Raw genomic sequence first — 22657 nt, 5'->3', positions numbered from 1 at the left:
TAGTGGGCATGCACGCGATCGAAGTCGCCGAAACCGGCGGACCCGAAGTTCTGCGTTACCTCGACAAGTCGCGGCCCTCCCCCGGCGCCGGCGAGGTGCTGATCAAAGCCGAAGCGATCGGCGTCAACTTCATCGACACCTATTTCCGGTCCGGGCAATACCCACGCGAGTTGCCGTTCATCCTGGGCAGCGAGGTGGCCGGCACCGTAGCCGCGGTCGGCGACGGCGTGACGGCGCTGGCGATCGACGACCGGGTGGTGACGGCCGCAGCGTCGGGTGGCTACGCTGAATTCTGCACGGCACCAGCCGATTTGACTGCTCAGGTGCCTGCGCCGGTGGACTTCGAGGTGGCCGCTTCGGCGCTGCTGAAGGGCATGACCGCGCACTACCTGCTCAAGTCGGTCTATCCGGTGCAGCCCGGGGATACCGTGCTGGTGCATGCCGGGGCAGGCGGCGTGGGCCTGATCCTGACGCAGTGGGCAACCAGTTTGGGTGTCCGGGTGATCACGACGGTGTCGACGCCGGCGAAGGCCGAGTTGTCCCGGCAAGCCGGCGCTACCGACGTGCTGGACTACCCCGGTGATGACCCCGACGAATTCGGCAGGCGGATCAGGGAATTGACCGACGGCGCCGGTGTGGCCGCGGTGTACGACGGAGTCGGCGCCAGCACTTTCGACGCCAGCCTGGCCAGCCTGGCGATTCGGGGAACACTGGCGTTGTTCGGCGCGGCCAGCGGCCCGGTCCCCCCGGTTGACCCGCAGCGGCTCAACGCCGCCGGCTCGGTGTACCTGACCCGCCCGATGCTGGCCCACTTCACCCGCACCGCGCAGGAATTCACTTGGCGTTCGGAGGAATTGTTCGACGCGATCGCCGGAGGCACCATCAGCGTGACGGTCAGCGCGCGCTATCCGCTGGCCGAGGCCGCGCAAGCACATCGGGACTTGCAGGACCGCAAGACCATCGGCTCGATCGTGCTGGTGCCCTAGCGTGGTTCACCGTCGTGCTGCCAGCTCCCTGGCAGCATGGGAACCCTTGGGCCATTAGCGAACTCATCACCGTCCAGCGTCGCCAACCCCGCCGCCTGGTCCACGGCATCACTACGCACCGTGCCCGCGAACCCCAACGGCCCGGCACCCTGCTGTGAAGCCGCGGTCGGCCCGTCCCAGTCCGGGTCGAGCTCGACATTCATATCCATGAACTTGTCGCTATCTTCGGACTGCTGCGCACGCCGCCGACGACGCTCCCGCGCCTGCTCGCGCGCCGCAGCAGCCGCAGAAGCCGAATCGGACTCTGGCGCCTTGCGTTTCGCACTCGAGCTGGCACTGGTACTCATCCCCGACCCGACACCGATACCGGGCGGACCCACCACATACGGCGGGAAAAACCCTGCCGCACCCGCGGCCGGCGGCGCAGGCGGAGCCGCGGAACTCGCCGCCGTGCTCGCCGTGGCCGTCGCTGTGGGCGCAGCCACCGTCGCGGCCGCCCCCGCGGGCGCAGCCACCGTCGGGGACACCCCAATCGCAGGCAACACATTCGGGTCAGCCGCCTCCGGCGCCGGGGCGGGCGCGACCGCGGGTTGAGACAATGCGGCCAACCCAGCCAGCCCCGCCAGGCCGGCAACAGGGCCAAGGGCGGCAATGACCAGGCCGAGAGCCGGCCCCATCAGCATGGGAGCAAATTGGAGCACGGTGGACAGCAGCTGGCTCGCATGGAACGCCAGGTCGGCCAACACCATTGGAAGATCGGTCAGCAGCGCAGCCGGGTTGGTGAGCAGATCGTTCAGGAGAAGCTGACCGTATCGAGCCATCTCGCCGCCGACATCGATCCACCACTCTGGGTCCCTGGGGCTCAGCTCACCGTCATGGATCCCATCATCATCGTGGTCATGGCCGCTGTGATCGTGATCGAGGATTTGCGGCGCAGTGGTGGTGTGTGGCGTCGAGGCAACCGCGGTGTCCGAAACGCTCTGATAAGTCGCCATCGTGGTAGCGGCCTGAACCCACATCCGCGCGTAGTCGGCCTCGTTGAGCGCGATCGGAATCGTGTTGACACCAAAGAAATTCGTCGCCACCAACGCCGCGTGCACCGCATGGTTAGCCGCCAACTCGGCCAGCGTCGGCATCGCGGCCAGCGCAGCACTGTACGCGCCGGCCATGGTCTCATGCTGAGCCGCCGCCGCAGCGCTGTCGGCGCTAGCCTGGCTCAGCCACGCCAGATATGGCGCATGCGCCGCCACATACGTCTCGGCTGTTGGCCCCTCCCATGCCCCAGCTTGCACCGACGCCAACAACACGCCCAGTTCGTCTGCCACAGAAGCGTATTCAGCGCTCAACGACGACCACGTACCCGCCGCCGCCAACAGCGGCCCCGGCCCTGGACCACTGCTCAGCAACGCCGAATGCACCTCCGGCGGCGACGCCATCCACGCCGGTGCCGTCACGACGTGCAACGCCATGCCAGGCACTCCAATCTGTATGAAGAATCACTGCGACGACAACGTGTTTCGCAAGGCTTACGCGCAACAGCGTTGCGCAGCCACATTCGACGACCGAATCTCGGCCGCTGATAACTTGGTCAGCCGCCCCATTTGGCGGCTTCGGCTTGGTCGCGGGCCAGCATCGAGGTGGTGTTGGTTTCGTGGGTGCCGGCCATCGCGTGATACGCGCGCACCAGATCGGCCATGGCCTGATTCCACTGCGCCTGCCACGCCTGATAGGTCATCCCGGTATCGCCCTGCCAGGCCGCCGACAACGCCGCCTGCTCGCTGGCGATATCGGTCCCCAAGCCCTGCATCGTGGCCGCATAAGAGGCCATGTCTCCGGCATGGGCCAGCATCGCCGGGTAGTTGTACATAATCTGCGACATCGCTTATAACCCCTCTCAGAACCCGGTGTACGTCGACGCGGCCGCGGCATCAGAGGCCACATAGGTGCCCGCCGCATCACCCAAATTGGCCTGCGCAATATCCAGCAGCGCGTTCACCTTGGCCGCCACCTCCACAAACCGGGCGTGGGCGGCCTGAAACGCCGCCGCGGACTCCCCGACATGAAACGCCTGCGCCGAGAGCGCTTCCTGCTCGGCCTGACCGATCGTCGAGCGCATCAACCCCGCCTTGGCCGCAAACGCCGACTGCGACGCCACCAACTGCGGAATATGGGCATCCAACATACTCATCACTTACTTCCTTTCCTCGTCAACCACCCAGCTGCCCGGCACCATGGGAACCCTTGGGCCAGCACCGAACTCATCACCCTCCAGCGTCGCCAACCCCGCCGCCCGCTCCACGGCATCGCTACGCACCGTCCCCGCAAAACCCAACGAACCCGCACCCTGCCCCGAAGCCACGGGCGGCCCATCCCAGTCCGGGTCGAGCTCGACGTTCATGTCCATGTATTTGTCGCCGCCCTCGGACTGCTTCGCGCGCCGGCGCCGGCGCGCTCGCGCCTGCTCTCGTGACGCCGCTGCCGCGGCAGCTGCCGCGGAATCGGGCTCCGGTGCCTTGCGTTTCGCACTCGAGCTGGCACTGGTACTCATCCCCGTGCCGACCCCGATTCCGGGCGGACCCACCACGTACGGAGGGAGAAAACCCGCACCGCCGGCCGGCGGCGGCGAGCCCGGTGGCGGTGGGGAACTGGCCGCCGTGCTCGCCGTGGCTGTGGGCGCGGGCGCCGGTGCGGTCGCAGGGGCTGCCGCCGCAGTTGCGGCCACGGTCGGAGCTATTGCGATGGCGGGCAGCGGAATCGGCGCCGCAGGCACCGGCGCGGGTGCCGGCGCAGGGAGCGCAGGCAGCCCGGCCAGGCCCGCCAACCCGGCGAAGCCGCCTATGGCCCCGAAGGGCGCGATCGCGAAGATGGCTCCTGCCGCCAGCAACTCCGGCTGGGTGCCCAAAAAGCCGGCAATCTGGGCGATATGGGTCGGCCAGTCGAACATCTCGAGGGCAACCAGATACTGGAAAGCCAACGCCGGATTTGTCTGGAGGTATACGAAAAACTGTTGAAAATCCTCAAACAGTTCGAGGGCACGGACCACCCAGTAGATCGGTTGCCCCGGGTTCGTGTAAGCGTCGTAGGGCAGCCCGTTGACGGTGCCCTGGGCGGGATTCCAATTGATCCCGAAGTTCTTCAGGATGTTCGCAATGAGGTCGTCCAGCGGGTTGTCGACCGTCGGGTCAGGGAACGGGTTCCCGGAGTCTTGGGTTGAGGTGTCGGACTTCTGAATCTGCGGCGCAGCGGTGGTGTGTGGCGTCGAGGCCACCGCGGTGCCGGAGATCCCCTGATAACTCGCCATCGTGGTGGCCGCCTGTACCCACATCCGGGCGTAGTCGGCCTCGTTGAGAGCAATCGGAATCGTGTTGATACCAAAGAAATTCGTCGCCACCAACACCCCGTGTATCGCGTGGTTGGCGGCCAGCTCGGGCAACGTCGGCATCGCGGCCAGCGCGGCGGTGTAAGCGCCCGCGACGGTCTCATGTTCGGCGGCTGCCGCGGCGCTGTCGGCGCTGGCCTGCGTCAGCCAGGCCAGGTACGGCGCGTGCGCCGCGACATACGCCTCCGCGCTAGGCCCCTCCCACGCCCCGCCTTGCACCGACGCCAACAACACGCCCAGTTCGTCTGCCACAGAAGCATATTCGGTACTGAGCGACGACCATGTAGCTGCCGCCGCCAACAACGGCCCCGGCCCCGGCCCGCTACTCAGCAACGCCGAATGCACCTCCGGCGGCGACGCCATCCACACCGGTGCCGACACGATCAGCTGCCGGCGATCCCATACGTCGCCGCGGCGGCCGCATCCCTGGCCGCATAGCCGGCGCCGGATTCGGCGACGCCGACGCCGGCGCGCCCCAGTTCCTGTATGCCGCTCGCCACCGCCGTGGCATGCTCGCTACCGCGCACGCTGAGTCCGGCGGCGCTCTGCAGCGACACCGGGTCAGCGGCGGGAGGAACCACCGCGGAGATCACCGGCGCCGCACCCGCATGTGCGGCCGCGAGCCGGGCGGTCAACGCATCGACAGCCGCGCTTGCCGCGGCCAGGCCTTCGGGCACCACACGCAACGTCATGCCGGCGACTCCTCCCACGCCCAACTAATGAACATGATTTTCATTATCTGGCATTGAATACGATGGTGGCCCGTTTTTCAAGCCCGACTCACGGACTGGAGATGGTCGGGCTTAGCGGCGGTCGCCCTGCTCCGATGCCCAGCTGCCCGGCAGCATCGGCAGCGTTGCGCCGCTACCGAGCCCGTCGCCGGCCAGCGTGGTCAGTCCGGCCGCCGCGGCAGCACTTTCCGTGCGTAGCGCGCCCGCGAAACCGACCGGTCCGGCGCTTTGATCCGAGGCAACCGCCGGCTCCGCCCAGTCCGGCTGCACCTCGATGTTCATGAACTCGTCGCCGTGCCCGCGCAGCCCGGCTTGCCGGCGCCGCCTCGCGCGCTTCTGCTCCCGCGCGGCTCTCGCCGCCGCCGCGGCGGCGTCCGGCTCGGGCGTCTTCCTTTTGGCGCCGGCACGGTCGCTGGCGCTCAAGCTGGAATCGAATCCGATGCCGGGAGGTCCGACGAGGTAGGGAGCGGCGAAACCTGCGGCGACCGGGGCCACCGTCGCCGCTGGCGGGCCGGGGGTACTGACCGAGCCGGGCGCCGGCGTCGACGCGGTGGTGGTCGTCGACGCCGACACGGTCGGCGCAACCGACGGCGAGAGTCCGGCGGCCGGCAACGTCTTGGACGGAGCCGGCGCGGACACCGCCTCCGGGGCGGGCGCCGCAGCGGCGGGTTGGGGCAGGTCCGCCAGCCCGGCCAGCGCGGCGAAGCCGCCGGCGAATCCGACGTTGGCGGCAGCCAGCCCTGCTGCGGCCGCTATCAGTTCCGGCTGGAATGCGGTGATGAACTCGCCGAGGTGGCCGATTTCGTCGGCGATGAGCGCCGGGATGTCGGCCTCCAGCTGCGCTATCGTCGCGGCGGGGTTCGACGGAAATTCCGCGAAGTCCCTGCCGAGCGTGTCGGTGATTTCCGTGACCCGGTTGACGTACCAGCTCGGGTCGTACGGGTTGCCGCCGTCGTTGTCGATGATGTCCTGGGTCCCTGAGTCGCTGCTTTTCTGGATCTGCGGCGCCGGCGCAGTGCTGGGTGTCGCGGCCACTGCGGCATTCGAGACGGCCTGATAGGTGGTCATCGTGGTGGCGGCCTGCACCCACATGCGGGCGTAGTCCGCCTCGTTGAGCGCGATCGGAATTGTGTTGATGCCAAAGAAGTTCGTGGCCAGCAATGCCGCGTGGATCGCGTGGTTGGCCGCCAGCTCGGCCAATGTCGGCATGGCCGCCAACGCCGCGGTGTAGGCGACGGCGGCGGTCTGGTGCTGGGCGGCCGCTGCCGCGCTGTCGGCGCTGGCCTGCGTCAGCCACGCCAGATACGGCGCATGCGCAGCCACGTACTGCTCGGCCGTCGGTCCCTGCCATGCGCCCGCCTGAACTGCCGCCAATACCGCGGTGAGTTCGTCGGCAACCGAGGCGTATTCAGTGCTCAGCGACGACCACGCCGCGGTGGCCGCCAACAACGACCCGGGTCCGGGACCGCTGCTCAGCAACGCCGAATGCACCTCCGGCGGCGACGCCATCCAGATCGGCGCCGTCATACCCGAGCCTCGCCCCCGCTACGCATACCGCAGCACTAGTCGGCTGACGGCAGGGAAAAGTTCCGTCCGATTTCTACAGCAGGGTCGGCAAGGCGATCGCGGAGTCCAGCGCGAGCGCGCAGAACACCACGGCCAGGTAGTTGTTCGACTGCAAAAACAGCCGCAGCGGCTTGACCGGCTCGCCGCGGCAAACCCCGGCGTACAGCTGATGGGCCATCGCGAGGAACCACACCCCCGCCACCACCGCGACGGCGGTGTACAGCCAGCCGGCGGCCAGCGCCAGCACCAGCGTCGCCGCGACGGTCAGCCAGGTGTAGACCAGGATCTGCCTGGTGACCTGGCGCTCGGTCGCCACCGCGGGCAGCATCGGCACGCCGGCCGCCTGGTAGTCCTCCTTGTAGCGCATGGCCAGCGCCCAGGTGTGGGGCGGCGTCCAGAAGAAGATGATCGCGAACATCACCAGCGCGGGCCAGCCGATCGTGCCGGTGACCGCCGACCAGCCGATCATCACCGGCATGCACCCGGCCGCTCCGCCCCATACCACGTTCTGCGAGGTGCGGCGCTTGAGCAACAACGTGTAGACGAACACGTAGAACGCGATCGTGGCGACAGCCAGCAGACCCGACAGCAGGTTCGTCGTCCACCACAGCCAGCAAAACGCGCCGACGCTGCACGCCAAACCGAACACCAGCGCGTTGCGGGTCGGCACGGTGGCACGGGCCAGCGGCCGTCTCGCGGTGCGCTTCATCACCTTGTCGATGTCGGCGTCGGCGACGCAGTTCAGCGTGTTGGCGCCCGCGGCGGCCAGCATTCCGCCGATCAGCGTGTTAGCGATCAGCAGTGGGTTCACCGTGCCGCGGTCGGCCAGCAGCATCGCCGGTATTGCGGTAACCAGCAACAGCTCGATGACCCGCGGCTTGGTCAGCGCCAGGTACGCGAGCACCGTGGTGCGTACCTTGCTCGGCGCGACGCGCCCGCGAACGCTCACGCAATAACTCCTCGGATCGCAGCAGCGCGCAGCTTCTACTACAGACGATGGTAGACCGCGCCGTCCGGCTGCCCACACCGCAGGGTCGGTTTGGCGCGCCGGTTTATCCGCCGATTGAAAGTGGTACGTCGAAATCTTCACCTGCGTCGACGCAGGATCCCGCACTAGGGTGGGAATGAATCAGCTGCCGACCCGAGGACTTGAGTCGTGACCACATTGGAAGACATCTCTGCGCTCACCCGACCGCACCACCCCGACGACTGGACCGAGATCGACTCGGCCGTCGTCGACACCATCCGGGTGCTGGCCGCCGACGCCGTCCAGAAGGTCGGCAACGGCCACCCCGGCACGGCGATGAGCCTGGCGCCGCTGGCGTACACGCTGTTCCAGCGGACCATGCGCCACGACCCCAGCGACACCACGTGGCTGGGCCGCGACCGGTTTGTCCTGTCGTGCGGGCATTCCAGCCTGACGCTGTACATCCAGCTCTACCTCGGCGGTTTCGGCCTCGAGCTCTCCGACATCGAGTCGCTGCGCACCTGGGGATCCAAGACGCCCGGCCACCCGGAGTTCCGGCACACCAAGGGGGTGGAGATCACCACCGGCCCGCTGGGCCAGGGCCTGGCGTCGGCGGTCGGCATGGCGATGGCCTCGCGCTACGAGCGGGGCCTGTTCGACCCGGACGCCGCCCCGGGAACCAGCCCGTTCGACCACTACATCTACGTGATCGCCTCCGACGGCGACATCGAAGAAGGCGTGACCTCCGAGGCGTCGTCGCTGGCCGCGGTGCAGCAGCTGGGCAACCTCATCGTGTTCTACGACCACAACCAGATCTCGATCGAGGACGACACCAACATCGCCCTCTGCGAGGACACCGCCGCCCGGTACGAGGCCTACGGCTGGCATGTGCAGCGAGTCGAAGGCGGCGAGAACGTGGTCGGCATCGAAGAGGCCATCGCCAACGCGCAGGCCGTCACCGACCGGCCGTCGTTCATCGAGTTGCGCACCATCATCGGCTACCCGGCGCCGAACAAGATGAACACCGGCGATGCCCACGGCTCGGCGCTCGGCGACGACGAGGTGGCCGAGATCAAGAAGGTGCTCGGCTTCGACCCGGACAAGAAGTTCGAGGTCCGCGACGAGGTGCTGGCGCACACCCGCAAGCTGGTGGACCGAGGCAGGGAAGCCCACGAGAAGTGGCAGCCGGAGTTCGACGCCTGGGCGCAGCGCGAACCGAAACGCAAAGAACTGCTGGACCGGCTGACGGCCGAAAAGCTGCCCGACGGCTGGGACGCGGACATCCCGAAGTGGGAACCCGGATCCAAGGACGTGGCCACCCGCAAAGCCTCCGGCGAAGTGCTCGCCGCGGTGGGACCGAAGCTGCCCGAGTTGTGGGGCGGCTCGGCCGACCTGGCCGGCAGCAACAACACCACCATCGAGGGCGTGGATTCCTTTGGGCCACCGTCGATTTCGACAAAGAAGTTCACCGCCCACTGGTACGGCCGCACGCTGCACTTCGGTGTTCGCGAGCATGCGATGGCCGCGATCTTGTCCGGCATCGTGCTGCACGGCCCGACCCGCGCCTACGGCGGCACGTTCCTGCAGTTCTCGGACTACATGCGCCCGGCGGTCCGGTTGGCCTCACTGATGGACATCGACACCATCTACGTGTGGACGCACGACTCGATCGGCCTGGGCGAAGACGGGCCGACCCATCAGCCGATCGAGCACCTCTCGGCGCTGCGCGCGATTCCGGGGTTGTCGGTGGTGCGGCCCGCCGACGCCAACGAGACCGCCTACGCGTGGCGCACCATCCTCGCCCGGGGCAACGGCAGCGGCCCGGTCGGGCTCTGTTTGACCCGCCAAGGCGTGCCGGTGCTGGAGGGCACCAGCTATGAGGGCGTCTCCCGCGGCGGTTACATCCTGGGCGACGCGGGCGGCGACGAGCCCGACGTGGTGCTGATCGCCACCGGCTCGGAAGTACAAATTGCGGTGGCCGCTGCGAAAGCGTTGGCGGACAAGGGCATTGCGGCGCGAGTGGTTTCGATGCCGTGTCTGGAGTGGTTCGAGTCACAGCCCTACGACTATCGCGACAAGGTGCTGCCACCCAGCGTGTCGGCCCGGGTCGCCGTCGAAGCGGGCGTCGCGCAATGCTGGCACAAACTCGTTGGTGATACCGGACAGATCGTCTCGATCGAGCACTACGGCGAATCTGCCGATTACAAGACGCTGTTCCGGGAATTCGGCTTCACCCACGAGGCCGTCGTCGCCGCCGCCGAACGAGCACTCGACAACTGAGAAGGAAGGCAGTTCGATGACTCAGAATCCCAACCTCGCCGCTTTGAGCGCCGCGGGCGTATCTGTGTGGCTGGACGACTTGTCGCGAGAGCGGTTGCGCTCCGGCAACTTACAGGAACTGATCGACACCAAGTCCGTCGTCGGGGTCACCACCAACCCGACAATCTTCCAGAAAGCGCTCGCGGACAGCGATGTCTACGACGACCAGCTGGCCGAGCTCGCCGAGCGCGGCGCCGACGTGGACGCCACCATCCGCACCGTCACCACCGATGATGTGCGCGACGCCTGCGATGTCCTCGCGCCGCAGTGGGAGGCGTCCGACGGTGTCGACGGCCGGGTCTCGATCGAGGTCGACCCACGGCTGGCGCACGACACCGACAAGACCATCGCCCAGGCCGTCGAGCTGTGGAAGATCGTCGACCGGCCCAACCTGTTCATCAAGATCCCTGCCACCAAGGCCGGCCTGCCGGCCATCACTGCCGTGCTGGCCGAGGGCATCTCGGTCAACGTCACGTTGATCTTCTCCGTCGAGCGGCACCGCGCGGTGATGAACGCCTACCTGAAGGGACTGGAGGCGGCCAAGAAGGCCGGGCATGACCTGTCCAAGATCCACTCGGTCGCATCGTTTTTCGTCTCCCGGGTGGACACCGAGGTCGACAAGCGACTGGAAAAGATCGGCAGCGACGAGGCCAAGGCGCTGCGCGGGCAGGCCGGAGTTGCCAACGCCCGGCTCGCTTACGCCGCATACCAGGAGGTGTTCGTCGGCGGGGATGCCTTCGAGAAGCTCAAGGGCGACGGCGCGCGGGTGCAGCGGCCGCTGTGGGCGTCCACCGGCGTCAAGAATCCCGACTACTCCGACACCCTCTACGTCACCGAGCTGGTTGCGCCCAACACGGTGAACACCATGCCGGAGAAGACGATTGACGCCGTCGCCGACCATGGCGTCATCACCGGTGACACCGTCACCGGCACCGCGACGGCGGCCCAGGAGGTGTTCGACAAGCTCGAAGCGGTGGGCGTCGACCTGACCGACGTGTTCGTCGTGCTGGAGGACGAAGGCGTGGAGAAGTTCGAGGACTCCTGGAACGAGCTGCTGAAGGAAACCCAGGCCCAGCTCGACTCGACCAGCAAGTGAGCCCGGCCGGTGCCCGGAGTAGCGCCGGGCAGTGGCGAAACCCGTTGCGCGACAAGCGCGACAAGCGGCTGCCCAGGATCGCTCCGTCGTGCGGTTTGGTGATCTTCGGCGTCACCGGCGACCTGGCCCGCAAGAAGGTGATGCCGGCCATCTACGACCTGGCCAACCGCGGTCTGCTTCCGCCCACCTTCGCGCTGGTCGGCTTCGCCCGTCGCGACTGGGACGACCAGGACTTCAGCCAGCAGGTGTACGAAGCTGTCAAGGAGCATGCCCGCACACCGTTCCGCCAGGCGATCTGGGATCGGCTGGCCGAGGGAATCCGGTTCGTGCAAGGCACTTTCGACGACGACGCCGCGTTCGCCCGGCTGGCCGAATGCCTGGAGAAGCTCGACGCCGAGCGCGGGACGGGCGGCAACCACGCCTTCTATCTGGCGATCCCGCCCAAGTCGTTCCCGACGGTCTGCGAGCAGCTGGACCGGTCCGGGCTGGCCCGGCCGCAAAACGGTCGGTGGAGCCGAGTGGTCATCGAGAAGCCGTTCGGCCACGATCTCGACAGCGCCCGCGAGCTCAACAGGGTGGTCAACAGCGTCTTCCCGGAGGAGTCGGTGTTTCGCATCGACCACTATCTGGGCAAGGAGACGGTGCAGAACATCTTGGCGTTGCGGTTCGCCAATCAGCTGTTCGACCCGATCTGGAACGCGCACTACGTCGACCATGTGCAGATCACGATGGCCGAAGACATCGGTTTGGGAGGCCGCGCAGGCTATTACGACGGGATCGGGGCCGCCCGCGACGTGATCCAGAATCACCTGATGCAGCTGCTGGCCCTGACCGCCATGGAGGAGCCGGTCGGCTTTCAGCCCACCGAGCTGCAGACCGAGAAGATCAAGGTGCTCTCGGCCACACAGCTCGCGCAGCCGCTGGACGAGACCACCAGCCGCGGCCAGTACACCGCCGGCTGGCAGGGCGGGCAGAAGGTGGTCGGGCTGCTCGACGAGGAGGGGTTTTCCAAAGATTCGGTCACCGAGACGTTCGCCGCCATCACACTGGAGGTCGACACACGACGCTGGGCGGGCGTGCCGTTCTACCTGCGCACCGGAAAACGCTTGGGCCGCAGGGTGACCGAGATCGCGTTGGTGTTCAAGCGTGCTCCGCATCTGCCGTTCGACGCCACCATGACCGACGAGCTGGGCGCCAATGCTCTGGTGATCCGGGTGCAACCCGACGAAGGCGTCACGCTGCGGTTCGGGTCCAAGGTGCCGGGCACCGCGATGGAGGTCCGCGACGTCAACATGGATTTCTCCTACGGCTCGGCGTTCGCCGAGGACTCACCCGAGGCCTACGAGCGGTTGATCCTCGACGTGCTGCTCGGTGAGCCGTCACTGTTTCCGGTCAACGAGGAAGTCGAATTGGCTTGGGAGGTACTCGATCCGGTGCTGGACAATTGGGCCGCTCACGGTAAGCCCGAGCCGTACGAGGCCGGAACCTGGGGCCCCGCGTCGTCGTTCGAGATGCTGCGCCGCACAGGCCGGGAATGGCGGCGGCCCTGATGATCCGCGCCGGCGACGATGCAGAACGAAGTGATGGGGAGGAGCGGCGCAATTGATCATCGATCTGCCGGACACCAGCACTACTGCAATCAACAAGAAGCTCGACGAGTTACGCGAGAAGGTCGGTGCGGTCACCATGGGCCGCGTGCTGACCCTGGTCATCGCGCCGGACAGCGAAGCCGTGCTGGAGGAATCCATCGAGGCGGCCAACGGCGCCAGCCACGAGCATCCCAGCCGGGTGATCGTGGTGATGAACCGGGACGCCGATGCCCCGGAGGCACGGTTGGATGCTCAGCTGCGGGTCGGTGGTGACAGCGGCGCCGGGGAGGTCGTGGTGCTGTGGCTGTCCGGTCCGCTGGCCGGCCATTCCGCCGCCGTCGTGGTGCCGTTCCTGCTGCCCGATATCCCGGTGGTGGCGTGGTGGCCGGACATCGCTCCCGCTGTGCCCGCCCAGGACCCGTTGGGCAAGTTGGCGATTCGGCGCATCACCGACGCAACCAACGGTGTCGACCCGCTGTCGGCGATCAAGAGCCGGCTGCCCGGATACACGCCCGGTGACACCGACCTGGCCTGGAGCCGCATCACCTACTGGCGGGCGCTACTCGCGTCGGCGGTGGACCAGCCGCCGCACGAGCCGATCACCTCGGCGCTGGTGTCCGGCCTGAGGACCGAGCCGGCGCTGGACGTGGTGGCCGGCTGGCTGGCCAGCCGGATCGACGGGCCGGTGCGCCGCGCGGTCGGCGAGCTCAAAGTCGAGCTGGTGCGCACCACCGAGACGATCACCTTGAGCCGCCCGCAGGAGGGCACAACGGCGACATTGAGTCGCACCGCCAAGCCGGATGCGCTGGTTCCGTTGCCGCGCAGGGAAACTCGTGAATGTTTGGCGGAGGACCTGCGCAGGCTGGACCCCGACGTGATCTACCGTTCCGCACTCGAAGGCATCGACCGGGTGGAGTACATATGAGCACCAGCATCGAGACATTTCCCGACAGCGACGCTCTCGTCGCCGCGGCAGGAGAGCGACTGATCGGTGTCATCGACGCGGCAGTGGCAGCACGGGGCCGCGCGCTGATCGTGCTGACTGGCGGCGGCAACGGCAACCGGCTGCTGAAATATCTCAAGGACCAGCAGCAGCGCATCGACTGGGCAAACGTGCATCTGTTCTGGGGCGACGAGCGCTATGTGCCCGAAGACGACGACGAGCGCAACCAAAAGCAGGCCCGAGCCGCCCTGCTCGATCACGTCGACATCCCGGCCCGCAACGTGCACGCCATGCCGGCCCGCGACGGCGAATTCGACAGCGACCTGGCCGCGGCGGCGCTCGCGTACGAACAGGTCCTGGCCGCCAACGCCGAACCGGGCGAGCCCGCACCCGATTTCGACGTCCATTTCCTGGGCGTGGGTCCCGAGGGGCACATCAATTCGTTGTTCCCCGACACACCTGCCGTCCGCGAAACCACCCGGCTGGTGGTCGCTGTCGACGATTCGCCGAAACCGCCGCCGGAACGGATCACGTTGACGCTACCGGCGATCCGGCGGGCCCGCGAAGTCTGGATGATGGTGTCCGGCAGCGAAAAGGCCGACGCCGTCGCCGCCGCGGTCGGCGGCGCCGACCCCGTCTCGTGCCCGGCCGCCGGCGCCACCGGACGGGACAACACCGTCTGGTTTCTCGACAGCGAAGCGGCCGCCAAGCTGCCCGGCTAGCTTTGCTGCTCGGCCTGACGGTCGGCGTACCCCGCGGCATACTCCTCGAGCCGTCGAGCGGTGTCGTGTTGCGCGGCGCTCGGTGTCATGAGGTGGCGCCGATCCCGTTCACAATGTCGCTGGTGCATACCGATCAGATGCACTGTCGGCGCGGACGGTTCCGGCGGAGGCAATAATGGCCGTCATGGCCGACAAATCCGAACGCGCCCCCCGGGAGCGGATCAAGACCCTCGCCCAGGCGGCGATGAACGCCGACGTCACAGTGGCGCAACTCGAGTCACTGCTCAAGGGTCTCGGACCCACGTTGAACGACTTGAACGAGTCGCTGTCGGCCTTGAACTCCACCGTCGAGCGATTGGACACCGGGCTGGACCACTTCGAAGGCACGCTGACCGGCCTGGACGACCTGGCCCGCCGGCTCGTCGCGCTGATCGAGCCCGTGGAGGCCATCGTCGAGCGGATCGACTACATCGTGAGTGTCGGCGAGACGGTGATGTCGCCGTTGTCAGTGACCGAGCACGCGGTGCGCGGCATGCTCAACGCCTTGCGGAACCGGACCGTGCGCTGACGTCAGCGGAATTTGATCAGCAGGGCCATCGCGACGATCGACACCAGCCAGATGCCGGTGACGAACAGCGTCAACCGGTCGAGGTTTTTCTCCACCACGGTCGACCCCGACAGGCTGGACTGCACGCCGCCACCGAACAGTGTCGACAGACCGCCACCCTTGGCGCGGTGTAGCAGGACCAGGAGCACCACCAGCACGCTGGTGACCACCAGGATGATCTGCAGGGCCAATTGCATGGCCGCTACCTTACCGGCTGGTGGTCGGCGGCCTGAAATGGATGCGGTCCAGCGCGGCCTGGACCGCCGCGGGAAACCGTGGGTCGGGTTGCAGCGCATTCTCCCGGGAACAAGCTTCGGTGAACTTGATCACGTGCTCGTCGCCGTTCTCCGCCGCCCGGCCGAACAGGTCTCGCCACGACGGCAGCCCGGCGCGGGATGCGATCTCGAGGCTTTGCGCTTCGGCGCCGACGTCCCGGGTGAACATCGCCAGCATCGCGAGGTGAACACGCCACATCGCGGCCACCGACGGGTCGTGGAGCTCGTCGGGTAGCTGCGCCAGCGCGATCCGCATGGCGGCCGGCGCCGTCACCCCGTGAATCATCGGCACCGGCGGCCCGTCGGGGTGGGCGAGGTAGACACCGGCGAACGTCGACGTCATCTCGCTCAGCCGCCGGCCCGCGTCCAGCGGGCTCAGCGCGCGCAACGCCTCGGCGTAGCCGGGACTGTCTTCGAGCTGCGCCAGGTCCGACCGGCCGCGACCCACGCCCGCGATCGCCTCGGCGATCGTCCGCTCGCCGGCGAAAGCCACCTCGCCGGGCAGCAGCGAGTAACGCGCCGCCCAGTAGGCCAGCCCGCGGGCCAATTCGGTCAGCGCCGCATCGTCGGGGTGGGCAGCAGCGGTCAGGCACCGCACGGCATGTGCGGTGCGAATCAGCCCGTGAGTCAAGGCCGCCAGCAGGCCGGGCACCAGCCGCGGCCACCACTGGGCCAGCACCTCGCGCCACGGCCGGTCGGCAAGTTCACGGCGGAACAGTTCCTCCCAATCGCCGGCCCGCTCGAACCGCCCCAACGCCTCGCGCCAGGACTGTTCGTCGGCCGGGTCGATGCGGAATCGGGGCTCCGGCGGATCATGGTGGTCCATCCGGCGCTTGTAGTCCTCGACCCAGGACGCCACCTCGTCGCCAAAACCCAAGGCGCACAACGCTTCAGCGGCCATCGGACCGTGGTTGGCGAAGTCGTTCTCGCCGCGCTCGTAGCCGAGCCCGTCGAGACGCCGGTACGCCTCGGCCATCGCATCGGAGTACATGGTCCTCACGCTATGACCTCAACAGCAGTTGAGGTCAAGCCGCGAGCACTTACGGAATTGGCCCGCCCGCGGCGATCGCGCACAAGGTGGCGAACTGCTCCCCGTCCAGCGACGCACCCCCGACCAGACCGCCGTCCACGTCGTCGCAGGCAATGAGGTCACCGACGTTCTTCGCGGTCATCGAACCGCCGTAGAGCACCCGCACGCTCTCGGCGATCTGCGGCGACGCCAACGCGCCCAGCTCCTTGCGGATCGCCGCGCACACCTCCTGCGCGTCAGTAGCGCTGGCCACCCGCCCGGTGCCGATGGCCCATACCGGCTCGTAGGCGATGACGACACGGCCGATCTGCTCGGCGGACAGCCCGGCCAGCGAGCCCCGCAACTGCTCGACGTTGTGGCTCACGTGGTCACCGGCTTCCCGGACCTCGAGGTGCTCGCCGATGCACACGATCGGGGTCAGCTCGTGCTTGAGCGCGGCGGTGGCCTTGGCGGCCACCAGGGCGTCGTCCTCGTCGTGGTACGTACGCCGCTCGGAGTGCCCGACGACGACGTACGTGCAGCCCAGCTTGGCCAGGAACGCGCCGCTGATGTCGCCGGTGTAGGCACCGGAATCGTGCGGCGAAAGGTCCTGGGCGCCGTACGTCAGCCGCAGCTTGTCGCCGTCGACCAGCGTTTGCACGCTGCGCAGGTCGGTGAACGGCGGGATGACCGCCACGTCGACCTTGTCGTAGTACTTGTCCGGCAGCGAGAAAGCGATCTTCTGCACCAGCGCGATCGCTTCGAAATGGTTGAGGTTCATCTTCCAGTTGCCGGCGATCAGCGGCTTACGGGTCATCGGTTCAGAACCTCCAGGCCGGGCAGGGTTTTGCCCTCAAGGTATTCCAGCGACGCGCCGCCGCCGGTGGAAATGTGCGAGAAGCCGTCCTCGGGCAGGCCCAGCGCGCGCACCGCGGCGGCGGAGTCGCCGCCGCCGACCACACTGAACGCTCCCTTGGCAGTCGCCGCGGCGATCGCCTCGGCGACGCCCTTGGTGCCGGCGGCGAAGGCCGGGAACTCGAAGACACCCATCGGGCCGTTCCAGAAGATCGTCTGCGCGTTGGCCAACAGCTTGGTGAATCGCTGCACCGAGCCCGGCCCGATGTCCAGGCCCATCTTGCCGTCCGGAATCTCGTCGGCCGCGACAATGTCCGGCGTCGAGTCGGCGGCGAACTTCTCGGCAACCACGATGTCCCTGGGCAGCCGCAGCACGTCGGCGTAGGTGTCCAGCAGGCGTCGGCAGGTGTCGATCATCTCAGTCTCGAGCAGCGACGTGCCCACCGAAAGGCCTTGCGCGGCAAGGAAGGTGAAGCACATGCCGCCGCCGATCACGATGGAATCGGCCTTGGTCGCCAGCTTTTCGATCACGCCCAGCTTGTCGGACACCTTCGACCCGCCGAGCACGACGGCATAGGGGCGTTCGGTCGAACTGGTCAGCCGCTCAAGGACTTTCACCTCGTCGGTGACCAGCGTACCGGCGTAGGAGGGCAGCAGGGTGCCGACGTCGTACACCGAGGCTTGTTTGCGGTGCACCACCCCGAACCCGTCGGAAACAAAAGCGCCGTCGTCGCCGACGAGTTCGACCAGTTGCTTGGCCAGCGCCAGCCGCTCGGCGTCGTCCTTGCTGGTCTCGCGCGGGTCGAAGCGAATGTTCTCCAGCAGCAGGACATCTGAATCGGTGAGGCCCTCGGCGCGGGCCAGCGCGTCGCTGCCGACCACATCGCCGGCCAGCTGCACGTGCTGCCCCAGCTGCTCACCGAGGGCTGCCGCCACCGGTGCCAGTGACAGTTTCGGGTCCGGGCCGCCTTTGGGCCGGCCGAGATGCGCGGTCACCACCACCTTGGCGCCGGCGTCGACCAGCGCCCGCAGCGTCGGCACCGAGGCGCTGATGCGACCCGGGTCGGTGATAGCTCCCCCGTCGTCGAGCGGGACGTTGAGGTCGGAGCGCACCAACACGCCGCGCCCCGAAACCCCTTGTGCAAGAAGGTCTTCCAGGGTGTTCACGGCTTACAGCGACTTACCGACCAGCGCGACCAGGTCGACGAGGCGGTTGGAGTAGCCCCACTCGTTGTCGTACCAGGACACCACTTTGGCCTGGTTGTCGATCACCTTGGTCAGGCCCGCGTCGAAGATCGAGCTGTGCGGGTCGGTGACGATGTCGCTGGAGACGATCGGGGCGTCGTAGTACTTGAGGATGCCCTTGAGCTTGCCCTCGGCGGCAGCCTTGAATGCGGCGTTGATCTGTTCGGCAGTAGCCGATTTGGCCAGATCCGCGGTCAGGTCGGTGACCGAGCCGGTCGGGATCGGCACCCGCAGCGCGTAGCCGTCGAGCTTGCCGTTGAGCTCCGGCATCACCAGCCCGATGGCCTTGGCGGCGCCCGTGGACGTCGGGACGATGTTGAGTCCGGCGGCGCGGGCCCGGCGCAGGTCCTTGTGCGGACCGTCCTGCAGGTTCTGGTCCTGGGTGTAGGCGTGGATGGTGGTCATCAGGCCCTTGACGATCCCGAACTCGTCGTGCATCACCTTGGCCAGCGGCGCAAGGCAGTTCGTGGTGCACGACGCGTTGGAGATGATGTTCTGGCTGCCGTCGTAGCGGTCGTCGTTGACGCCGAGCACGATCGTGATGTCGGGGTCGGTGGCGGGCGCGGAGATGACCACTTTCTTGGCGCCAGCGTCCAGGTGACCCTTGGCCTTGGCGGCGTTGGTGAAGATGCCGGTGGATTCGACGACGACGTCGGCGCCCAGGTCACCCCAGGGCAGCGCGGCCGGCCCCTCCTTGACTTCCAGCGACTTGATCTTGGCGCTGCCGACGACGATGGTGTCGTCGCCTTCCAGGCTGACGTCCTGAGGCAGCCGGCCCAGGATCGAGTCGAACTTGAGCAGGTGCGCCAGCGTCGCGTTGTCGGTGAGGTCGTTGACCGCCACCACCTCGATGTCGGTGCTGGTGCCCTGGGCCTGCTGCGCCAGTAGGGCCCGGTAGAAGTTGCGTCCGATTCGACCGAAGCCGTTGATGCCTACCCGGACCGTCACGTCTCTCGTCTCCTTAGTTGCTGGTGTGATCCACCGGCCAGCTTAGTGGCGACCGTAAGCGCGGCGAAGCCGGGCGCAGCGGGTCGCCACCAGACCGACCCAGTGCGACCGCCAGCGCGGCGAAGCCGGGCGCAGCGGGTCGGCACCGACCAGCCCAGTCGGGCCACCAGCGGGCAGGCGCTGGGGCGTCCGTCTCGGCTCGCCTCACCTCATCGGACCGCGGCGCGGGAACGCCGGCTGCGGGGGCTGGGCCCACTCGGCGCCGGTGGCCTCGAAAAGCCGGCCGATCTCGGCGACGTGCATATCGGCGAGGTCCCACACGTCGGGCACAAGTTCACGGTCGGCGATGAAGCCGAAGTCCAGCCGGTCCAGATAGCTCACCACGGTGATGTTGAGGCCCTGCCCGTCGGTGACGATCGACACCGGGAATTGGTGACACAGCTTTGCCCCGGCGAAATACAACGGCTGGCGCGGACCGGGCACGTTGGAAATCACCACGTTGAACGGCAGGGTCACCCGGTCGGCCAGCCGCAGCCGCGACGCCAGCCGCACGGCGGCGGTGGCCAGCACGGGGGTCGAGTGCTGGGTGAGGTCGACCAGTTCGGCAGCCGGCACTAGTTCGTGTAGCCGCTTGGCCCGTTGCATCGCGGCACGGCAGCGGGCGACCCGTTCGACGGGATCGTCGCAGTCGGTCGGCAGTTCGGCGACGATCGCCGATACCCGGTTGGTCCACGGGTCCGCTTCGTCGCCGGTGCGGATCGACACCGGCACCATGGCCCGCAGCGGGCGGTCCGGCAGCGCGTCGTGGGCCAGCAGGTACTGCCGCAGCCCGCCGGCGCAGATCGCCATCACGACGTCGTTGACGGTGCCGCCGGTGGCCGTTTTGAGTCGCTTGACGTTCTCCAAAGAGGTTGTCCGCATGGCGAATCGACGGTGTCCGCTGATCGTCTTGTTCCACGGTGTGGGCGGTGCGCTGGTTTTGGGCAGCGAAATGTTCGGTCGGTTGCTGCCGCCGAATTGGGCGATCCATTTCACGGCCGCCCCCGCCCGGCCGGCGGCACTGCTGACGCCGTGGATCCCGGCGGCGTCGGCGAGCTGGCGCACGATGCGGGCCTGTACCCGCATCGCCTTGAACGGATTGGCGGTCAGGTGGACCACTGTGCGGCGCAGCAGTTCGGCCGTGCTGGGCAGCTGCTCGGGTTCCCACGACGGACCCTCCCCCGGCGCGGCAGCATCGGGCTCGGTGTCGGTGACGATCTGCAACATCAGTTGCCCGGAGGCGCCATCGATGGTGGCGTGGTGGTATTTGGTCAGCAGCGCCCATCGCCCATCCTGCAGCCCGTCGATGACGTAGACCTCCCAGAGCGGGCGGGTGCGGTCCATCGGTCGCCCGACGATCCGGCACACCTGATCGGCCAACTGGTCGACGAGACCCGGTCGGGCCAAGTGCATTTCGCGGACATGGAATGCGAGGTCGAAATTGGGGTCGGCCACCCAGTAGGGATGGTCGAGCCCGAACGGCACCCCGACCAGACGCCGTCGCAGCGGCTCGAGCTCCCCGACCAGGGCGGCGTACTTCGCGTACACCGCCGCATACGGGTCGTAGTCGGGGCTGGGCCGCTCGAAGATCATCAGCCCGGTGACGTGCCCGAACGTCGTCGGCGTCTCCATGTAGAGGAAAGCGGCATCCAGGCCGGTAAGTTGCTTCACGGGGCGGCTCCTTGGCTATTCGGGAGAATCGAATGAGAACTGTTCGCGCAGAACGCGTTTCAATGCCTTACCGGTGGGGGTGCGCGGGATGGCGTCGACGAACACGGCGCGCTTGGGCAGCTTGAACCGGGCCAGCTTTCCGCTGCAATGCTCCAGCACCGCGGCCTCGTCCAGGTCGGGGTCGGCGCGCACCACCACCGCCAGGGGCGACTCACCCCACTTGACCGACGGCATGCCCAGCACCGCGACGTCGGCGATGCCGGGATGCGACAGCAGGACGTCTTCGATCTCGGCCGGGTAGACGTTCTCGCCGCCGGAGATGATCATGTCCTTGATGCGGTCCTGGATGTAGACGAAGCCGTCGGCGTCGCGGACCGCGACGTCACCGGTGTGCAGCCAGCCGTCGGTGATGGTCTCCGCGGTGGCCTCCGGGCGGTTCCAGTAACCGGCCATGACGTGGCGGCCACGCACCAGCACCTCGCCGGGCACACCGGGTTCGACGTCAACGCCGTTGTCGTCAACGATGCGAACTTCGGTGTGGAAGAACGCCTTACCCGTCGACCCGACGTGTGACATCGCGTCGTCGGGGCTGATGACGCAGGCCGGACCGCAGGTCTCGGTGAGTCCGTAGACCTGGTGGACCTCGTAGCCGAGACCGGCGTAGGTCTCGATCAGCGACGGCGGCACCGGCCCTGCCCCGCTCATGATCCAGCGCAACTGCAGCGAATCGCGCAGTTCGGGCCGATAGGTCGGCAGCATGAAGTTCAGCATCGCGGGAACGGCCAGCGTGATGGTGACCCGTTCGTCGCGAAATACTTCCCAGATCCGCTTGGCATCGAAGTGGCGCAACATCACGATCGGTGCGCCGCGATAGACACAACAGGCCATCGGATTGAGCGCACCGACATGAAACAGCGGCAGCGAGATGAGGTAGCGGTCGCGGAACCGCACGTCGACGCTGGCCAACGCCGTGATGATCGACCACTCCACACTGTCGTGAGTGTGCACCGCGCCTTTCGGCAATCCGGTGGTGCCCGACGTGTACATGATGAACAGCGGGTCGTCGCCGTCACCCTCGACAGCCACCCGGTCCGACGGTGCCTGGGCCACAAGAGCATCGAAATCCGCGGCCCAGCCTGGACCGTCAGCGCCAATGCGCATCCAGTGCCTGACCGGCGTCTGTCCATCGTGCAGCTCGGCGACGACGGCGTCGTACTCGGCGTCGTACACCAAAACCTTTGCGCCGGAATCATTCAGCATGAACGCCAGCTCGTTGGCAACCAGCCGCAAATTCAGTGGGACCACCACCAGGCCGGCCCGGGCGGCGCCGTAAAAGGTTTCGACGAAGTGGTGCCCGTTGGGCAGCAGCACGGCGACCCGGTCACCCTGGGCGAGCCCCAGCCCGGTCAGCACACGGGCGGTTCGATCGGCTCGCTCGTTGAGTTCGGTGAAGGTGAACCGCAGACCGGCGGCTTCGTCCACGAGCGCCTCCAGGCCCGGATTCAGCTCGGCCCGCTTCGAGAGATGCGATCCGACGTTCATGACGACTCCTCAGGTGGTAAGCATGCCGCCCTCGACGGGCAGCGTGACGCCGGTGACATAACTGCTGGCTTCGCTGGCGAGGAAGATCAGCAGCCGTTCTGGCGCTGGAGGTTCATTGAGACCGTTTGCAGCATATCCATAGATGTTGCATCATTGCAATGCTTTGCG

The 22657-nt window shown here is 67.5% G+C and carries 20 protein-coding genes and 1 pseudogene; 7 read left to right on the top strand and 14 right to left on the bottom strand.

The window, feature by feature from the left end; all coding sequences use genetic code 11:
* Window positions 1–8: 8 nt before the first annotated feature.
* Window positions 9–986: a quinone oxidoreductase gene (locus tag MFM001_RS12770; RefSeq protein WP_116375634.1), complete on the top strand. Its 978-nt coding sequence runs from the start codon at window positions 9–11 to the stop codon at window positions 984–986.
* Here MFM001_RS12770 and MFM001_RS12765 read toward each other — a convergent pair.
* The 7 genes from MFM001_RS12765 to MFM001_RS12735 form a co-directional block, all read right to left on the bottom strand.
* The gene (locus tag MFM001_RS12765) at window positions 983–2440 is read right to left on the bottom strand and encodes a PPE family protein (protein WP_238159151.1); all 1458 of its coding nucleotides are present in this window, start codon (window positions 2438–2440) and stop codon (window positions 983–985) included. The genes MFM001_RS12770 and MFM001_RS12765 overlap by 4 nt on opposite strands.
* A gap of 134 nt (window positions 2441–2574) precedes the next feature.
* On the bottom strand, window positions 2575–2865 hold the full coding sequence (locus MFM001_RS12760) for a WXG100 family type VII secretion target (protein ID WP_116375632.1): 291 nt from the start codon (window positions 2863–2865) through the stop codon (window positions 2575–2577).
* Between the two features lie 15 nt (window positions 2866–2880).
* The gene (esxG, locus tag MFM001_RS12755; RefSeq protein WP_116375782.1) at window positions 2881–3174 is read right to left on the bottom strand and encodes a type VII secretion system protein EsxG; all 294 of its coding nucleotides are present in this window, start codon (window positions 3172–3174) and stop codon (window positions 2881–2883) included.
* A gap of 3 nt (window positions 3175–3177) precedes the next feature.
* Complete coding sequence (locus MFM001_RS12750) at window positions 3178–4746, bottom strand: PPE family protein (RefSeq protein WP_116375631.1); 1569 nt, start codon at window positions 4744–4746, stop codon at window positions 3178–3180.
* Window positions 4747–4748: 2 nt separating this feature from the next.
* Complete coding sequence (locus MFM001_RS12745; protein ID WP_116375630.1) at window positions 4749–5057, bottom strand: PE family protein; 309 nt, start codon at window positions 5055–5057, stop codon at window positions 4749–4751.
* 111 nt (window positions 5058–5168) lie between these two features.
* Window positions 5169–6623, bottom strand: coding sequence for a PPE family protein (locus tag MFM001_RS12740; protein ID WP_116375629.1), 1455 nt, complete (start codon window positions 6621–6623; stop codon window positions 5169–5171).
* Between the two features lie 73 nt (window positions 6624–6696).
* Window positions 6697–7611, bottom strand: coding sequence for a heme o synthase (locus MFM001_RS12735; protein ID WP_116375628.1), 915 nt, complete (start codon window positions 7609–7611; stop codon window positions 6697–6699).
* A 207-nt stretch (window positions 7612–7818) separates the two neighbouring features.
* Between MFM001_RS12735 and tkt the strand changes: the two genes are divergently transcribed.
* The 6 genes from tkt to MFM001_RS12705 all read left to right on the top strand — a co-directional run bounded on the left by tkt (window position 7819) and on the right by MFM001_RS12705 (window position 14866).
* Window positions 7819–9909: a transketolase gene (tkt, locus tag MFM001_RS12730; protein WP_116375627.1), complete on the top strand. Its 2091-nt coding sequence runs from the start codon at window positions 7819–7821 to the stop codon at window positions 9907–9909.
* 16 nt (window positions 9910–9925) lie between these two features.
* Window positions 9926–11044 carry a transaldolase gene (tal, locus tag MFM001_RS12725; RefSeq protein WP_116375626.1) on the top strand — a complete coding sequence of 373 codons (1119 nt, stop codon included), beginning with the start codon at window positions 9926–9928 and terminating at the stop codon, window positions 11042–11044.
* On the top strand, window positions 11041–12594 hold the full coding sequence (gene zwf, locus MFM001_RS12720) for a glucose-6-phosphate dehydrogenase (RefSeq protein ID WP_116375625.1): 1554 nt from the start codon (window positions 11041–11043) through the stop codon (window positions 12592–12594). Before tal ends, zwf begins: the two co-directional genes overlap by 4 nt.
* Window positions 12595–12646: 52 nt before the next feature.
* Window positions 12647–13558 (top strand): glucose-6-phosphate dehydrogenase assembly protein OpcA, encoded by a 912-nt coding sequence (opcA, locus tag MFM001_RS12715; RefSeq protein WP_116375624.1) that lies wholly within the window; start codon window positions 12647–12649, stop codon window positions 13556–13558.
* Entirely contained in the window at window positions 13555–14298 is a 744-nt protein-coding gene (pgl, locus tag MFM001_RS12710) for a 6-phosphogluconolactonase (RefSeq protein ID WP_116375623.1), read from the top strand. Before opcA ends, pgl begins: the two co-directional genes overlap by 4 nt.
* A 175-nt stretch (window positions 14299–14473) precedes the next feature.
* Window positions 14474–14866: an ATPase gene (locus tag MFM001_RS12705; protein WP_116375622.1), complete on the top strand. Its 393-nt coding sequence runs from the start codon at window positions 14474–14476 to the stop codon at window positions 14864–14866.
* 2 nt (window positions 14867–14868) lie between these two features.
* Here MFM001_RS12705 and secG read toward each other — a convergent pair whose 3' ends face one another.
* From secG to MFM001_RS12670, 7 genes and pseudogenes are all read right to left on the bottom strand, one after another.
* Complete coding sequence (gene secG / locus MFM001_RS12700) at window positions 14869–15102, bottom strand: preprotein translocase subunit SecG (protein WP_045377679.1); 234 nt, start codon at window positions 15100–15102, stop codon at window positions 14869–14871.
* A gap of 682 nt (window positions 15103–15784) precedes the next feature.
* Window positions 15785–16156 (bottom strand): annotated as a pseudogene (locus MFM001_RS25205) (hypothetical protein); the annotation flags it as partial.
* A 64-nt stretch (window positions 16157–16220) separates the two neighbouring features.
* Complete coding sequence (tpiA, locus tag MFM001_RS12690; protein WP_116375620.1) at window positions 16221–17006, bottom strand: triose-phosphate isomerase; 786 nt, start codon at window positions 17004–17006, stop codon at window positions 16221–16223.
* Window positions 17003–18211 carry a phosphoglycerate kinase gene (gene pgk / locus MFM001_RS12685; RefSeq protein ID WP_116375619.1) on the bottom strand — a complete coding sequence of 403 codons (1209 nt, stop codon included), beginning with the start codon at window positions 18209–18211 and terminating at the stop codon, window positions 17003–17005. The genes tpiA and pgk overlap by 4 nt, the downstream gene beginning before the upstream one ends.
* A gap of 3 nt (window positions 18212–18214) precedes the next feature.
* Complete coding sequence (gene gap / locus MFM001_RS12680; protein ID WP_116375618.1) at window positions 18215–19237, bottom strand: type I glyceraldehyde-3-phosphate dehydrogenase; 1023 nt, start codon at window positions 19235–19237, stop codon at window positions 18215–18217.
* A 204-nt stretch (window positions 19238–19441) separates the two neighbouring features.
* Window positions 19442–20947, bottom strand: coding sequence for a wax ester/triacylglycerol synthase family O-acyltransferase (locus tag MFM001_RS12675; RefSeq protein WP_116375617.1), 1506 nt, complete (start codon window positions 20945–20947; stop codon window positions 19442–19444).
* Between the two features lie 15 nt (window positions 20948–20962).
* Window positions 20963–22489: a long-chain-fatty-acid--CoA ligase gene (locus MFM001_RS12670; protein WP_116375616.1), complete on the bottom strand. Its 1527-nt coding sequence runs from the start codon at window positions 22487–22489 to the stop codon at window positions 20963–20965.
* Window positions 22490–22657: the final 168 nt, after the last annotated feature.

Source organism: Mycobacterium sp. MFM001 (assembly GCF_003402475.1).
Lineage (GTDB): Bacteria > Actinomycetota > Actinomycetes > Mycobacteriales > Mycobacteriaceae > Mycobacterium.
The sequence above is the reverse complement of the archived record's forward strand: the minus strand, read 5'-3'. Positions and strand labels throughout refer to the sequence as shown.